General features: G+C 72.5%; 14 protein-coding genes. 3 read left to right on the top strand and 11 right to left on the bottom strand.

Annotation, left to right across the window (positions count from 1 at the left end; translation table 11 throughout):
* Positions 1-186: 186 nt before the first annotated feature.
* The 8 genes from AB0K65_RS20770 to AB0K65_RS20735 form a co-directional block, all read right to left on the bottom strand.
* Positions 187-357 (bottom strand): hypothetical protein, encoded by a 171-nt coding sequence (locus AB0K65_RS20770; protein ID WP_365718533.1) that lies wholly within the window; start codon positions 355-357, stop codon positions 187-189.
* A 122-nt stretch (positions 358-479) separates the two neighbouring features.
* Positions 480-974 carry a tRNA (adenosine(37)-N6)-threonylcarbamoyltransferase complex ATPase subunit type 1 TsaE gene (gene tsaE / locus AB0K65_RS20765; RefSeq protein WP_365718531.1) on the bottom strand — a complete coding sequence of 165 codons (495 nt, stop codon included), beginning with the start codon at positions 972-974 and terminating at the stop codon, positions 480-482.
* 10 nt (positions 975-984) lie between these two features.
* Entirely contained in the window at positions 985-2160 is a 1176-nt protein-coding gene (locus tag AB0K65_RS20760; protein WP_365718529.1) for an alpha/beta hydrolase, read from the bottom strand.
* A 63-nt stretch (positions 2161-2223) separates the two neighbouring features.
* The gene (gene alr / locus AB0K65_RS20755) at positions 2224-3387 is read right to left on the bottom strand and encodes an alanine racemase (RefSeq protein ID WP_365718527.1); all 1164 of its coding nucleotides are present in this window, start codon (positions 3385-3387) and stop codon (positions 2224-2226) included.
* Between the two features lie 438 nt (positions 3388-3825).
* Positions 3826-5301: an NAD(P)H-hydrate dehydratase gene (locus AB0K65_RS20750; protein WP_365718525.1), complete on the bottom strand. Its 1476-nt coding sequence runs from the start codon at positions 5299-5301 to the stop codon at positions 3826-3828.
* 292 nt (positions 5302-5593) lie between these two features.
* Entirely contained in the window at positions 5594-5962 is a 369-nt protein-coding gene (locus tag AB0K65_RS20745) for a holo-ACP synthase (RefSeq protein WP_365718523.1), read from the bottom strand.
* A gap of 4 nt (positions 5963-5966) precedes the next feature.
* Positions 5967-7814, bottom strand: coding sequence for a glutamine--fructose-6-phosphate transaminase (isomerizing) (gene glmS / locus AB0K65_RS20740; protein WP_365718522.1), 1848 nt, complete (start codon positions 7812-7814; stop codon positions 5967-5969).
* A gap of 39 nt (positions 7815-7853) precedes the next feature.
* Entirely contained in the window at positions 7854-8612 is a 759-nt protein-coding gene (locus AB0K65_RS20735) for a hypothetical protein (protein WP_365718520.1), read from the bottom strand.
* 740 nt (positions 8613-9352) lie between these two features.
* Between AB0K65_RS20735 and AB0K65_RS20730 the strand changes: the two genes are divergently transcribed.
* The 3 genes from AB0K65_RS20730 to AB0K65_RS20720 are packed head-to-tail and all read left to right on the top strand — an operon-like array spanning position 9353 to position 12529.
* Positions 9353-10447, top strand: a complete 1095-nt coding sequence (locus tag AB0K65_RS20730; RefSeq protein ID WP_365718518.1) for an acyltransferase — start codon at positions 9353-9355, stop codon at positions 10445-10447.
* Positions 10448-10493: 46 nt separating this feature from the next.
* A complete protein-coding gene (gene coaA, locus AB0K65_RS20725) occupies positions 10494-11525 on the top strand; it encodes a type I pantothenate kinase (RefSeq protein WP_365718516.1) in 1032 nt (343 codons plus the stop codon).
* Positions 11526-11545: 20 nt separating this feature from the next.
* Entirely contained in the window at positions 11546-12529 is a 984-nt protein-coding gene (locus tag AB0K65_RS20720; RefSeq protein WP_365718514.1) for a DUF389 domain-containing protein, read from the top strand.
* Between the two features lie 12 nt (positions 12530-12541).
* On the opposite strand, the gene glmM is transcribed toward AB0K65_RS20720, so the two are convergent.
* From glmM to rplM, 3 genes are all read right to left on the bottom strand, one after another.
* The gene (gene glmM, locus AB0K65_RS20715) at positions 12542-13900 is read right to left on the bottom strand and encodes a phosphoglucosamine mutase (protein WP_365718511.1); all 1359 of its coding nucleotides are present in this window, start codon (positions 13898-13900) and stop codon (positions 12542-12544) included.
* Between the two features lie 178 nt (positions 13901-14078).
* Positions 14079-14597 carry a 30S ribosomal protein S9 gene (gene rpsI, locus AB0K65_RS20710; RefSeq protein WP_365718509.1) on the bottom strand — a complete coding sequence of 173 codons (519 nt, stop codon included), beginning with the start codon at positions 14595-14597 and terminating at the stop codon, positions 14079-14081.
* Between the two features lie 42 nt (positions 14598-14639).
* Complete coding sequence (gene rplM, locus AB0K65_RS20705; protein WP_365718507.1) at positions 14640-15083, bottom strand: 50S ribosomal protein L13; 444 nt, start codon at positions 15081-15083, stop codon at positions 14640-14642.
* Positions 15084-15098 lie beyond the last annotated feature (15 nt).

The raw sequence follows: 15098 nt of genomic DNA, 5'->3' as shown, positions 1-15098 counted from the left end.
CATCACCCGCAGGGATGAGGGCGGGAACGGCGGACCGGCGGGGAGAGCGGTGCTCGGGGATCAGGCCGCGCCCGCGGACGTCGCCGCCCGCCTCGCCGCAAGGGACGTCGCCGCCCGCCCCGGACCGGGGCCGGGCCTCGGGCGCCGACCGCTCGCGGGGCAGGCGGGACTCTCTCGCGACGCGCCTCAGGCGGCCTCGCGGCGCGCGGGAGCCTCGGGCTCGATGTCCGGGGCGGCCTCGGGCTGCTCGTCCGGCTCGCGCGGCGGGGTCGAGACCGCGCTCGCCGCGGCACAGGACGCCAGGAGATCGCTCATCGTGATCCGGTCCGCTGCGCGTGCCCGCTCTGGCGTCGCCATGAATGCCTCCCGTAGGTTAGGTACACCTAACCAGCTTGTGCCTCCATGTCACCACGGCTCGTACGACCGATGCAACATCTTCCCGACACCTTGTCGGAACCTACGTACGTTCCCTTACCCCGTCAGCCCCGGAGGTCAAGCTTCGCGTCCGCCCAGCGGTCGCCGATCCCGCGCAGGACGACGGTGCGCCGGTCGTCGTCGGTGTCCCCGACGACCCGGTGGATGAGGACGTGCAGCCGGTCGTCCGTCAGGTCCTCGACCTTGCCGTCGCCCCACTCCACGACCACCACCGACTCGGGCAGCGAGACGTCGAGGTCGAGGTCCTCCATCTCGTCCAGGCCGCCGCCGAGGCGGTACGCGTCGACGTGCACCAGGGACGGGCCGCCGACCAGGGACGGGTGGACGCGGGCGATGACGAACGTCGGCGAGGTGACGGCGCCCCGGACGCCGAGGCCCTCCCCCAGGCCGCGGGTCAGCGTCGTCTTCCCCGCACCCAGCTCGCCGGTGAGCATCACGAGATCACCGGGGCGCAGGAGTGCGGAGAGACGGCGGCCGATCTCCCGCATCTCCTCGGGGGAGTCGACATCGAGCGTGGCTGCGTTGTGCGGTGCTTCCATACGGGCCAACTTATCCGTTGCCCGAGCCCGCTTTCGCGCCCGTCGGGGAGGGGACCGCGCCGACCCGGACGAGGAGGTCGGCCAGCCGGTCGGTGACCGCCTCGGGGTGCTCCAGCATGACCAGGTGGCCGGCGTCGGGGACGATGACCAGCTCGCTGTCCGGCAGCAGGTCCGCGATGGCCTCGGTGTGCGAGCTGGGGGTGACCAGGTCGCGGTCGCCGGCCAGCGCGAGCACGGGCACCTCGCGGAAGACGGGCAGCGCGGCCGCCTTGTCGTGCTCGCTGAAGGCCGGGTAGAACTCGGCGACCACGTCGATCGGGGTCGCCTCGATCATCCGCTCCGCGAACCGGGCGACCGCCGGATCCACGTCCTTCGACGAGAACGAGTACTTCTTGATGAGCCCGGCGAAGAGGTCGGCGGTGGCCCTGCGGCCCCGTTCGACCAGCTCCGCCTGCGTGCCGAGCGCCTTCAGGACACCGGGCAGGACACGCCGTATCGCGTTGACCCCCGCCGTGGGGAGCCCGTAGTTCACCTCGCCGAGCCTGCCGCAGGACGTGCCGACGAAGGCGACGCCGACGACCCGTTCCCGGATCAGCTCGGGATACCGGTCGGCGAGCGCCATGATCGTCATGCCGCCCATGGAGTGGCCGACCAGGACCAGCGGCCCCTCGGGCGCGGCCGCGTCGATGACCGCCTTCAGGTCGCGGCCCAGCTGGTCGATGGTGACGGGCACCCCGTCGGGTCCGGCCTGGGCGACCCCGCGGGCCGAGCGTCCGTGACTGCGCTGGTCCCAGTGGACGGTGCGGACCAGTCCGCGCAGGGCGGCCCGCTGGAAGTGCCAGGAGTCCTGGCCGAGGCAGTACCCGTGGCTGAAGACGACGGTGACGGGGGCGGGTGCCTTGCGGCCGAAGAGGCGCCGCCTGCGCGGGGCTCCGGCCTCGGGATCCACCTCGTCGATCTCGTAGTACAGCTCGGTGGTGTCGTCGGCGAGAGCCTTGCCCGGTGTGCCCCGCAGGGCGCCGTAGGGGGCGGAGGCGTCCAGGGCGAGCCGGGCCTTCTGCCGCATGCCGCGTCCGACGGTGAGCCGTTCGAGGGCGACGCCCGCGGCGGCGCCGGCCGCGAGCACGCCTATCGCGGCGCCCGCGAACCCGGCGCGGCGCCAGGGGTCGGTGCTGGACTCGCTCACTCCCGCTCCTTGATGACTCGTACCGCTCGTCGGTCCGGTTCCGGCTCGCCTTCCGGCGTGACGCTAGCCGTCCGACTCGTTCAGATAGACGCGCGGGACGCGCCCGCCGATGCGGGTGACGATCTCGTACGCGATCGTGTCCGCGGCCGCGGCCCAGTCCTCGGCGGTGGGCTCGCCCCGGTCGCCGGGGCCGAAGAGCAGCGCCTCGGCGCCGGCCTCGACCCGGTCGCCGCCCAGGTCGACCACGAACTGGTCCATGGCGACCCGGCCGGCCACCCGGCGGACCCTGTCGCCGACGAGGACGGGCCCGCGGCCGGAGGCGTGGCGCGGGATCCCGTCGGCGTAACCGAGGGGGACGAGGCCGAGGCGGGTCTCGCCCTCGGTGACGTAGTGGTGTCCGTAACTGACGCCGTGCCCGGCCGGCACCTGCTTCACGAGCGCGACGCTCGCCTTGAGCGACATCACGGGCCGCAGGCCGAAGTCGCCCGGGGTGCCCATCTCGGGGCTGGGCGAGACGCCGTACATGGCGATGCCGGGCCGGACGAGGTCGAAGTAGGTCTCGGGAAGGGACAGGGTGGCCGCCGAGTTGGCGAGGTGCCGGACCTCCGGCTCGACGCCGGCCTTCTCGGCGTACTCCAGCATCGTGCGGAAGACGTCGAGCTGGGCGGCGATGGAGGGGTGGCCCGGTTCGTCGGCGCAGGCGAGGTGCGACCACAGGCCGGTGACCCGCACCAGGCCCTGGCTCTCGGCCTTCAGGGCCTCGCCGACGAGCTGCGGCCAGTCGGCGGGCTGGCAGCCGTTGCGGCCGAGCCCGGTGTCGGCCTTGAGCTGGATCCGCGCCGGCCTGTCCGCCTCGCGCGCCGCTTCGACGACCTCGCGCAGGGCCCACAGGCCGCTGACCGCCATGTCGAGGCCGGCCTCGATCCCGGCCGCCCACGGGTCGCCGGGGGTCCAGAGCCAGCACAGGACGCGGGCGTCCGCCTCCGTGATCCCGGCCGCGCGCAGGGCCAGCGCCTCGTGCGGGGTGGCGGTGCCGAGCCAGGTGGCGCCCGCCTCGAGAGCGGCGCGGGCGCAGGGCAGGGCGCCGTGTCCGTACGCGTCCGCCTTGACCACGGCCATGACCTGGGCGTGGGGCGCGACGCGGGCGCGGAGCGTGCGGACGTTCGCACGCAGCGCGCCGAGGTCGATCTCGGCGCGTGCTCGGCGGGGCGGCGGTGTCTCAGTCATCGCGCCCAGTCTCTCAGGTGTCGGCTCCCGGGCCGCTTTTCCCCGCCTGTCGACCCGGTCACCCCGTCGTGCCCCGCTCCTCGTTGCGCACCGCGGCCCCCCGGCCCGGACGCGGCGAGGGCGGCGCGACGCCCGGCCGACGGCCGGGCGGACCAGGGCCCGCGGGGAACGGGCCGCCGGCCGGGGAGCGTGGGGGCCGGCTCGGGGTCACCCGGCTGGCGGCCTCAGCGCGGGGGCGCCGGGGGCGGGCGGGGTGACACGCCACGCCCGGGTGGGACCTTGCGCACGAAGCCGACGAGGGCGGGTCGGGCGCGGTGACGACGTCACGCGCGAAGCCGCCGGGGCCCCCGGCCCGCCACCCGGCGGGAAACGCCCGCGCACGCGTCGCGAGGGTGCGTGCCGGGCCTCGCGGCCCCGGCGAGGCGTACCGGACACGGCCTACGACGTCACGTCACGCCACGCGCCGGGCAGGGCCTCCGCCACCTCGGTCGCCGTGACCGGGGCGCCGCCGGAGGCGCGGCGGGCCGCGAGGCCGTGGAGGTACGCCGCCACCGACCCGGCGTCCAGGGCCGGCAGGCCCGCCGCGAGCAGCGAGCCCGCGAGGCCGGACAGGACGTCGCCGCTGCCGGCCGTGGCCAGCCACGACGTGCCCGTCGGGTTGACCCGCACCGCCGCCCCCGCGGTCTCCCGGACCTCTCCCTCCACCGAACCGCCCGGCCCGCCCGGCGCGGCCACCAGCGTCGTCGACCCCTTGAGCAGCACCGTCGCGCCGAAGCGCTCCGCCAGTTCCCGTACCGCCGCGAGCCGCCCCGCCTCGACCTCCTCGCGGGAGACGCCGAGCAGCGCCGCCGCCTCGCCGGCGTGCGGGGTGAGCAGCGTCGGGGCGGTGCGCCCGCGCACGACCGACACCGGCAGGTCCCGCAGACCGTCCGCGTCCACCAGGACCGGTACGTCCGAGGCCAGGACCTCCTCGGCCCCCGGCCCGTCGCCGAGGCCCGGGCCGACCACCCAGGCCTGGACCCGTCCGGCCTTGCGCGGCGGACCGGCGTGCACCAGCGTCTCGGGGAAGCGGGCGATCACCGCGTCCCCGGCGGGACCCACGTACCGCACCGCGCCCGCCCCGCCCCGCAGCGCCCCCGACACCGCGAGGACGGCCGCGCCCGGGTAGCGCGCGGAGCCGGCGACCACGCCCACGACGCCGCGCCGGTACTTGTCGCTCTCCGCACCGGGCACGGGCAGCAGCCCGGCGACGTCCTCGTGCTGGAGGGCCTCCAGTTCGGCCACCGACGGCAGATGGTCCGCGAGGCCGATGTCGACGAGCCGCAGCGCCCCGGCGTACTCCCGGGCGGGATCGATCAGCAGCCCGGGCTTGTACGCGCCGAACGTCACCGTCGCGTCCGCCCGCAGCGCCTCCCCCGCCACCTGCCCGGTGTCCGCGTCGACACCGCTCGGCAGGTCGACGGCGACGACGACCGCGTCCGATCCGCGCGCCGCCCGGGCGACCGGGACCGCGTCCGGCCGCAGGCCGCCGCGCCCTCCGATGCCGGTGATCCCGTCCAGGACGAGATCGGCGGCCGCCAGGGGCTCGAAGGGATCGTCCTCCGCCACGCGCCCGCCGGCCGCCCGCAGCGCCCCGAGACCGCCCTCGTGGGCGCGCGAACCGAGCAGGACGGCCGTCACGCCCGCCCCCCGCCGCGCGAGCCGCGCGCCGGCGTACAGCGCGTCGCCGCCGTTGTCCCCGCTGCCGACGAGGAGGACGACTCTCGCTCCGTACACCCGGCCGCGCCCCAGGAGCGAGACGCAGGCTGCGGCGAGTCCGGCCGCGGCCCGGTGCATCAGCGCGTCCTGCGGCAGACGGCTCATCAGCTCGGCCTCTGCGGCCCGTACGGTCTCCACGCGGTAAGCGGTACGCATGTCCCGCAGTCTGCCGCACCGCCCAAGCCGCCGCCCGGCCAGGACCGTTGCGCCGGGCCGGGTTCGGAAGGGCCGCGCCCGGGTCACTTCATGGTCCGCGCCCGGGTCCGGGACCGCGCCTGGGCCCACGCGGGTCCGGGTCCACGCGCGGGTCCGGGACCGCGCCCGGGCCCACACGCGAGTCCGGGCCAGGGTCCAGATCCGGGTCCGCGCCCGGGCGGAGGGCCCACGCGCGGGGCCCGGCCGTCGCGCGGCCGGGCCCTCGTTGCTCACCTCGCGCGCGGCGCGTGCCTCACCCCTCGGCGATCACCACCGCCGACGCCACCCCCGCGTCATGGCTGAGCGAGACGTGCCAGTGCTGCACCCCCAGCTCCGCCGCCCGCGCCGCCACCGTCCCGCGCACCCGCAGCCGGGGCCGCCCGCTCTCCTCGACGTACACCTCCGCGTCCGTCCAGTGCAGACCGGCGGGGGCGCCGAGCGCCTTGGCCAACGCCTCCTTCGCGGCGAAGCGGACGGCCAGCGAGGCGGCCCCCCGCCGCTCGCCGCTCGGCAGCAGCAGCTCCCCGTCGACGAAGAGCCGCCCGAGCAGCCCGGGGGTCCGCTCCAGAGAGGCCGCGAAGCGGTCCACCTCGGCCACGTCGATCCCCACCCCGATGATCATTCGCTCACTCCACGGTCACGGATTTCGCCAGGTTGCGCGGCTGGTCCACCTCGTTGCCGCGCGCCGTCGCCAGTTCGCAGGCGAAGACCTGGAGCGGGACGGTGGAGACCAGCGGCTGGAGCAGCGTAGGCGTTGCGGGGATGCGGATGAGGTGGTCGGCGTACGGGGCGACGGCCTCGTCGCCCTCCTCAGCGATCACGATGGTCCGCGCGCCGCGGGCCCGGATCTCCTGGATGTTGGAGACGACCTTGTCGTGGAGGACGGACCGGCCCTTGGGGGACGGCACCACCACGACGACCGGCAGGTCCTCCTCGATGAGCGCGATCGGCCCGTGCTTGAGCTCCCCGGCGGCGAAGCCCTCGGCGTGCATGTACGCGAGTTCCTTCAGCTTCAGCGCGCCTTCCAGGGCCACGGGGTAGCCGACGTGCCGGCCGAGGAAGAGGACCGTGTCCTTGTGCGCGAGCGAGCGGGCCAGCTCGCGCACCGGCTCCATGGTCTCCAGGACCCGCTCGACCTCGTCGCCGATCCGGGCGAGCTCCCGGATCACGGCGCCGATCTCGTCGCCCCACTTCGTCCCCCGCACCTGCCCCAGGTACAGCGCGACCAGGTAGCACGCCACGAGCTGCGTCAGGAACGCCTTGGTGGACGCGACGGCGACCTCGGGGCCGGCGTGCGTGTAGAGGACGGCGTCCGACTCCCTCGGGATGGTGGAGCCGTTCGTGTTGCAGATGGCGAGCACCTTCGCGCCCTGCTCGCGGGCGTGCCGCAGGGCCATCAGGGTGTCCATGGTCTCGCCGGACTGGGAGATCGCGATGACGAGGGTGCGCCGGTCGAGGATCGGGTCGCGGTAGCGGAACTCGCTGGCCAGCTCGACCTCGCAGGGGATGCGGGTCCAGTGCTCGATGGCGTACTTCGCGATGAGGCCGGAGTGGAAGGCGGTGCCGCAGGCGATGATGACGACCTTGTCGGCCTCGCGCAGCACGGTGGCGGGGATGCGCACCTCGTCGAGCCTGAGACGGCCCTCGGCGTCGATGCGGCCGAGGAGGGTGTCGGCGACGGCCTTCGGCTGCTCGGCGATCTCCTTGAGCATGAAGTAGTCGTAGCCGCCCTTCTCGGCGGCCGAGGCGTCCCAGTCGACGTGGTACGACCGGACCTCGGCGGGCGCCCCGTCGAAGTCGGTGACGGTCACCCCGTCGCGCCGCAGTTCGACGACCTGGTCCTGTCCCAGCTCGATGGCGGCCCGGGTGTGGGCGATGAACGCGGCCACGTCCGAGGCCAGGAAGAACTCGCCCTCGCCGACCCCGACCACCAGGGGGGAGTTGCGGCGGGCCCCGACGACCACGTCGGGGTCGTCGGCGTGGACGGCGACCAGCGTGAACGCGCCGTCGAGGCGGCGGCACACCATGCGCATCGACTCGGCGAGGTCCCCGCAGGAGGAGAACTGCTCGGCCAGGAGGTGGGCCACGACCTCGGTGTCCGTCTCGGACGCGAGGTCGTGGCCGCGCTCCTGCAGTTCCGCGCGCAGGGCGGCGAAGTTCTCGATGATGCCGTTGTGGACGACGGCCACGCGCCCCGCGTTGTCGAGGTGCGGGTGCGCGTTGGCGTCGGTCGGGCCGCCGTGCGTGGCCCACCGGGTGTGCCCGATGCCGGTGGAGCCGCTCGGCAGCGGCCGGTCCACCAGTTCCTTCTCGAGATTGACGAGCTTGCCCGCCTTCTTCGCCGCGGCGAGCCCTCCGTCGGAGAGCACCGCGACGCCGGCCGAGTCGTAGCCCCGGTACTCGAGCCGCTTGAGGCCCGCGATCACCACATCAAGCGCCGACTGCCCGCCGACGTAACCCACGATTCCGCACATGGCGGCAGCCTACGACCGAAGGCGGCCGTCGGCCCGGACTCAGCGCAGCTTGGCGGCCTGCGCGTCGACGACGGCCTTGGGCAACGCCTTGACCTCGCCGGAGAGGCTGAGGGAGGCGAAGGAGGCCAGCGTGTTGCCCTTGCGGAAGACCACGAGCTTGGTGACGAAGGGCTGCCCCTCCATGTCGACGGTGACGGTCCAGGCGAGCGCCTCGTCGCCGGCGGTCAGACCGCTCTCGGGGGCGACCTTGCCGACCTTCGTCTTGGTGCCGCTCGCCATGACGGTGAAGCCGCCGGCGCACTCGGTCCCGGCGGTCTTGAGCGAGGCGAACGCCTTCTCGGCGCCCTGACCGCCGTACGAACCGAGGGTCACGTCGGTCACGGGGGCACCGAGGGCGCCCATGATGTCGTCCGCGGACCCGGCCTTGCCCTTCTTCACCTCGACGGCCTTGCGCTGCACGCTGGCGCCCGGGTCGCCGGGGGCCACGTGCGAGACGGCCTCGGCGAGCGGCTCGCAGGCCGGCTTGTCGGCGCCGACGTCGCCGGAGTGCAGGATCTCGGCCGCCTTCGGCTTCTGCACCTGGTGGTCCTTGAGGTCGGCCTGCTCGACGATCAGCTTCTCCAGCTCACCGGCGGAGAGCGCCTTCACGTCGGGCTTGGCCGCGGCGGACGCGGACGCGTCGTTCTCGCCCTTCGGCTTCCCGTCGTTCGCGTCCCCACTGCACGCGGTGAGCAGCAGCGCCAGGGACCCGGCGGTGGCGGCGACAGCGGCCGTACGACGGAAGGAGGTGGCTCGCATGGTTCAACTCTCTGCTCGGACTCGTCAATCTGTGCGAACCCTATGTACGCGGCCGGTGACGCGGTCCATCGGGGTGGCCGGTTCCCGCGCCGCCCCACGGACCCGCCGGACGCCCGCCGAGTGGCGCCCGCCCCGGCGAATGCGCGCGTGACCTTCACCACGAACGAAAGGCAAAATGGTTTCACTTTCTCTACATGAATACCGCGAGTCGTCCCAGCGAATACACCCGTGACCTGCGACACAGAACCGAAATCGAATAGGGGTGGCCGATCGCAGGGAATGGCTGAGCCCCGAGGACCCCGCCGCCGATCCCGCATGCCGGTACGGAGAGGCGTCCTGCCGGGCGGGGAACGGAGAGTCACACCATCCGAAAAATGGCCCCGTGTCCTGATTTGCTCCGCAATAGCGTTCCGCACCGGGGGGTAATTGGCCGCCGATACGGCCTTCCGCCGATCTTGTATTGCCGTGATACGTTCCCGGCAACGGAAATTTCATCGAGAATCGACCGACGGCCCAGATCCGGCTTTTATGCGAGGAACGCTGGGCCTGCCGATCCTCCAATGGTGATCACGCGTCGGGCACCCATGCCTCCGTCACCTGGGGGCTTGAGGGGTGCGGACATTTCTACTCTCACCGACGACCGGGTCCTGCCCGCGGCGCACGCGGGCACGCCGGTCGACGCGAAGCGGTCCTCAGGGCCCCCCGGGACCCGGCGGGCGATGCCGCTGGGCGGGACGCGGGTGGACTCCCTGACGGGGCTGCGCTGGTTCGCGGCCCTCGGGGTCTACTTCTTCCACGCCCGGTGGTACTTCGACGAATCCGAGACGCTCATGCAGCTCTCGGCCATCGGATACGAAGGCGTGCCGTTCTTCTTCATCCTGTCCGGGTTCGTCATGACCTGGGTCGCCCGGCCCGAGGACACCACGCTCAGGTTCTACTGGCGGCGGTTCGCCCGTATCTGGCCGCTGCTCGCCGTGACCACCGTCGTGGTCGTGGCGCTCCTGACGTGGTGGTGGCGTCTCCCGGTCGACAAGGCGGACGTCCTCTGGACGCTCACCTTCGCCCAGGCATGGAGCCGAGAGCACTTCGAAAGCCTGAACGCGGTCACCTGGACCTTGTCCGTGGAAGCCTTCTTCTACCTGCTCTTCCCCCTGCTCTACCGGCTGCTCTCCCGCTGCTCCTCGGCAGCGCTGGTGGTCTTCTCCGCTCTCTCCGTGGCCGCCACGGCCGGCACGCGTCTTCTGACCGCGCGCCACGACTTCACCCCCGAGACGGAGCGCTTCATCGTCGCCTCGCCTCTCTCCATGACGTCGATGTTCGTCCTGGGGCTCTGCGCCGCCCTACTCGTGCGCCGCGGATGGCGGCCTCCGTTCGGCTCCGGCGTCGCCCTCGTCCTGACGGCCGGGTCGGCCCTGCTGTGCTGGCTCTGGGCGCGTCATCCCGATGCCGTGCCGGGGATCGCCCCGAAGTACGGAGTCTTCGACACCCTCCTCATGCCGGCCTTCACCCTGCTGATCGTCACGGCGACCCTGCGGGACGTGAGAGGCAGGCGCTCCCTCCTCCGCTCCAAGCCGCTGGTGAAGCTCGGCGAGTGGTCCTTCGCCTTCTACATCTCCCACGTGGTCGTCCTGCGGGCGCTCAGTCACCTCGGCATGGTGCCCAGTGACGGGCTGCGCCGGGACGCCGTGGAGGTCGTGATCGTGGCCCTGGCCACCGTGGTCGTCGCCGCGGTCCTGCACGAGTGCGTCGAGAAACCGGCCGAGCGGCGGCTGCGGCGGATGCTGCCGTCCCGCGGAGCAGGTGCGCGCCCGTCCGTCGCCCCCTCGTCCACGTGACCCACCCCACCACCCACAACCGCGCCGCACCCCCGACAATGGCCGTGTGATCACTTCGGCGCCACGAAGCGCGCCCGGCAACGGCAACAGCCAAGGCAAGGGCAACGGCAAGGGCAACGGCACCGGCCAGCGCCGGGCCGAGGTCTCGCCGTACGTCGACCTCACGCGCGACGAGTGGAGCGCGCTGCGCGACAAGACGCCGCTGCCTCTCTCCGCGGACGAGGTCGAGCGGCTGCGCGGTCTCGGGGACGTCATCGACCTCGACGAGGTGCGGGACGTCTACCTCCCGCTGTCCCGGCTGCTCAACCTGTACGTGCAGGCCACCAGCGGCCTGCGGGGCGCCCTGAACACCTTCCTCGGGGAGAACGCCGAGCAGCGCGGCACCCCCTTCGTGATAGGCGTCGCCGGCTCCGTCGCCGTCGGCAAGTCGACGGTGGCCCGGCTCCTCCAGGCGCTGCTCGCCCGCTGGCCCGAGCACCCGCGCGTGGAGCTGGTGACCACCGACGGCTTCCTGCTGCCGATGGAGGAGCTCAAGGCCCGCGGGCTGCTGTCCCGGAAGGGGTTCCCCGAGTCGTACGACCGCCGGGCGCTGACCCGGTTCGTCGCGGACATCAAGGCCGGGAAGGACGAGGTCACCGCCCCCGTCTACTCCCACCTGATCTACGACATCGTCCCCGGCGAGCGGCTCGTCGTGCGCCGCCCCGACATCCTGATCGTCGAGGGGCTCAACGTCCTCCAGCCGGCGCTGCCCGGCAAGGACGGCCGCACCCGGGTCGGTCTGGCCGACTACTTCGACTTCTCGGTGTACGTCGACGCCCGCCCCGAGGACATCGAGGGCTGGTACCTCAACCGCTTCCGCAAGCTGCGCGACACCGCCTTCCAGAACCCGTCCTCGTACTTCCAGCGCTACACCCAGGTCTCCGAGGAGGAGGCCCTGGACTACGCCCGCACGATGTGGCGCACCATCAACAAGGTGAACCTGCTGGAGAACGTGGCCCCGACGCGCGGCCGTGCGACCCTCGTCGTCCGGAAGGGCCCGGACCACAAGGTCCAGCGCCTGTCCCTGCGCAAGCTCTGATCCCCCGTTAGGGTGCGGCCATGCTGCACCTTCGGATGATCGTTCCGGCCGACCGTACGGAAGCCGTTCTCGACCTGATCGGCGAGACCGTGGGCACCGCTCATCTCGCGGTGGTCTCCGGGGCCGCTCGCGACCCGGTCGGGGACATCGTCCTGTGCGACGTGGCCCGCGAGGCGTGCGACGAGCTTCTGCACCGCCTGCGGAAGCTGGGGATCGACAAGGACGGCTCGATCGCGGTCGGGGACATCGGCGTGTCCCTCTCGGAGCGTGCCGAGCACGCCGAGAGGGAGGCGCCGGGCGAGGGCGCCGACGCGGTGGTGTGGGAGCAGCTGACCGAGGCGACCCACGAGGAGTCGACCCTCTCCTACACCTATCTGCTCTTCATCTGCCTGGCGACGATGATCGCCGCCTGCGGTGTGGTCCTCGACAACGCGGTCCTGATCGTGGGCGCGATGGCCGTCGGCCCGGAGTTCGGTCCGCTCGCCGGGATCTGTACGGGCCTGGTGCGGCGCGCTCCGAGGCTGGCCTGGCGCTCGCTGAACGCCCTCCTCGTGGGATTCGCGGCCGCGATCGTGACGACGACCCTGTTCAGCCTGCTGATGGACGCGACGGGCCAGTTCGAGGTGTCCATGCTCAACGAGCCGCGCCCCAACACCGGCTTCATCTGGCAGCCCGACCCCTTCTCCTTCGTCGTGGCCGTCCTCGCGGGGGTGGCCGGCATGCTCTCGCTGACGTCGGCGAAGTCCGGGGCGCTGGTGGGTGTCGCCATCTCGGTGACGACCGTCCCGGCCGCCGCGAACGCGGCGGTGGCCCTCAGCTACGGCGAGCTGGGCCAGATGTGGGGCTCCGTCGAGCAGCTGCTCCTGAACCTGCTCGGCATCATCGTGGCCGGTGTCCTCACGCTCGCCTGCTGGAAAGTGCTGTGGCGTACCCAGCGGGGGCGGATGACCCGCCCGCCGGGTACGCCACAGGACACGAGCGCACGGGACGTGGGGAAGAGCTAGCCCACCCTCGCCTCAGCCCAGCGCCGACTTCACGACGTCGGCCAGGCGTCCCGCCACCGCGCGCGCCTGCTCGATGTCGGCCGCCTCCACCATGACCCGTACCAGCGGCTCCGTCCCGGAGGACCGCAGCAGCACGCGGCCGGTGGTGCCCAGTTCGCGCTCGGCCTCGGTGACGGCTCCGGCCAGCTCGGCCGAGGTGGTCACCCGTGACTTGTCGACGTCCGGCACGTTGATGAGGACCTGCGGCAGGCGCTCCATCACGGCGGCCAGCTCCGCGAGCGACCGGCCCGTGGCCGCGACCCGGGCCGCGAGCATCAGGCCGGTGAGGGTGCCGTCACCGGTGGTCGCGTGGTCGAGGACGATCACGTGGCCGGACTGCTCGCCGCCCAGGGCGTAGCCGTGCTCCTTCATGGACTCCAGGACGTACCGGTCGCCGACGCCCGTCTGCACCAGCTGCAGCCCCTCCCGCTCCATGGCGAGCTTGAAGCCGAGGTTGGACATCACGGTCCCGACGACGGTGTCGCCGCGCAGCGTCCCCGCCTCGCGCATGGCGAGCGCGAGCACCGCGAGGATCTGGTCGCCGTCGACCTCCTGGCCCGCTGCGTCGACGGCGAGGCAGCGGTCCGCGTCGCCGTCGTGGGCGATGCCGAGGTCCGCGCCGTGCTCGACGACCGCGGCCTTCAGCAGGTCCAGGTGCGTGGAGCCGCAGCCGTCGTTGATGTTGAGCCCGTCGGGGCTGGCACCGATCGTGACGACTTCGGCGCCGGCCCGGGAGAACGCCTCGGGCGACACGCGCGCGGCCGCACCGTGCGCCTCGTCGAGGACGACCTTCAGGCCGTCGAGCCGGTTCGGCAGGACGGCGATGAGATGGGCGACGTACTTGTCGAAGCCCTCGTCGTAGTCGCGGACCCGGCCGACGCCGGCGCCGGTCGGGCGCTCCCACGGGGCACCGGTGCGGTGCTCCTCGTAGACGGACTCGATCCGGTCCTCCAGCTCGTCCGCGAGCTTGTGGCCGCCGCGGGCGAAGAACTTGATGCCGTTGTCGGGCATGGCGTTGTGGCTCGCGGAGAGCATCACGCCGAGGTCGGCGCCGAGCGCGCCGGTGAGGTAGGCGACGGCAGGAGTCGGCAGCACGCCGACGCGCAGGACGTCCACGCCCGCGCTCGCGAGGCCGGCCACGACGGCGGCCTCCAGGAACTCTCCCGACGCACGCGGGTCGCGACCGACCACCGCGGTCGGGCGATGGCCTTCAAAGGTGCCCGCCTCGGCGAGCACATGCGCCGCGGCGACCGACAGACCGAGCGCGAGCTCCGCCGTCAGATCCGCGTTGGCAACACCGCGCACACCGTCCGTGCCGAAGAGTCGTCCCACCACTGTCCTCCGAAACTGCTACGAAAAATTGCGATCCCGTACGGATTCCTTGACGGCCGATGCCCGTTTGACCGCAGAATCCGCCCAGAAGTGCCCGAGGTGATGAAAAGACGTACGCCCCGGCAGCACGGGCAGTGCCGCCGGGGCGTACGTACGAACCAGGACGAGCAGGCGCGATTTAGCGCTTGCTGTACTGCGGGGCCTTACGGGCCTTCTTGAGACCGGCCTTCTTGCGCTCGACCGCACGGTCGTCGCGGGAGAGGAAGCCGGCCTTCTTCAGGGCGCCGCGGTTGTTCTCCACGTCCGCCTCGTTCAGCGCGCGGGCCACGCCGAGGCGCAGGGCGCCGGCCTGACCCGAGACGCCGCCACCCGCGATGCGGGCGATGACGTCGTAGCGGTTGTCGAGCTCGAGCACCTTGAAGGGCTCGTTGACTTCCTGCTGGTGCACCTTGTTGGGGAAGTAGTCCTCAAGGGTGCGACCGTTGATCTTCCACTTGCCGGTGCCCGGAACGATCCGGACGCGGGCGATGGCGTTCTTGCGGCGGCCCAGGCCGGCGGCCGGCTGCGGGTCGCCGAAGCGGGACGCCAGGGACTCCGAGGTGTACTCACCCTCGACGGGGACCTCGGACTCGAAGGTGGTGACCTCGGCGTAGGTCTCCTCGCCCTCGATGGGGTTCTCAACAGTGGTCTCGGCCACGATGCTCCTCAGATTTCTTTTCGTCTTAGGGGGTGGCCGGAACTACTGCGCGACCTGGGTGATCTCGAACGGGACCGGCTGCTGAGCAGCGTGCGGGTGGTTCTCGCCCGCGTAGACCTTCAGCTTCGAGAGCATCTGACGGCCGAGGGTGTTCTTGGGGATCATGCCCTTGATGGCCTTCTCGACGGCCTTCTCGGGGTTCTTGTCCAGGAGCTCGTCGTAACGGACGGAGCGCAGACCACCCGGGAAGCCGGAGTGGCGGTACGCCAGCTTCTGGGTGCGCTTGTTGCCCGACAGGTGGACCTTGTCGGCGTTGATGATGATGACGAAGTCGCCCATGTCCATGTGGGGGGCGTAGATCGGCTTGTGCTTGCCTCGCAGGAGGTTCGCAGCCGTGGTCGCCAGACGGCCCAGGACGATGTCCCGCGCGTCGATGATGTGCCACTGGCGAGTGACATCGCCGGGCTTGGGGCTGTACGTACGCACTTCGTAGCCTTCGCT

The sequence above is a fragment of the Streptomyces sp. NPDC053755 genome (assembly GCF_040677675.1).
Lineage (GTDB): Bacteria > Actinomycetota > Actinomycetes > Streptomycetales > Streptomycetaceae > Streptomyces.
The sequence above is the reverse complement of the archived record's forward strand: the minus strand, read 5'-3'. Positions and strand labels throughout refer to the sequence as shown.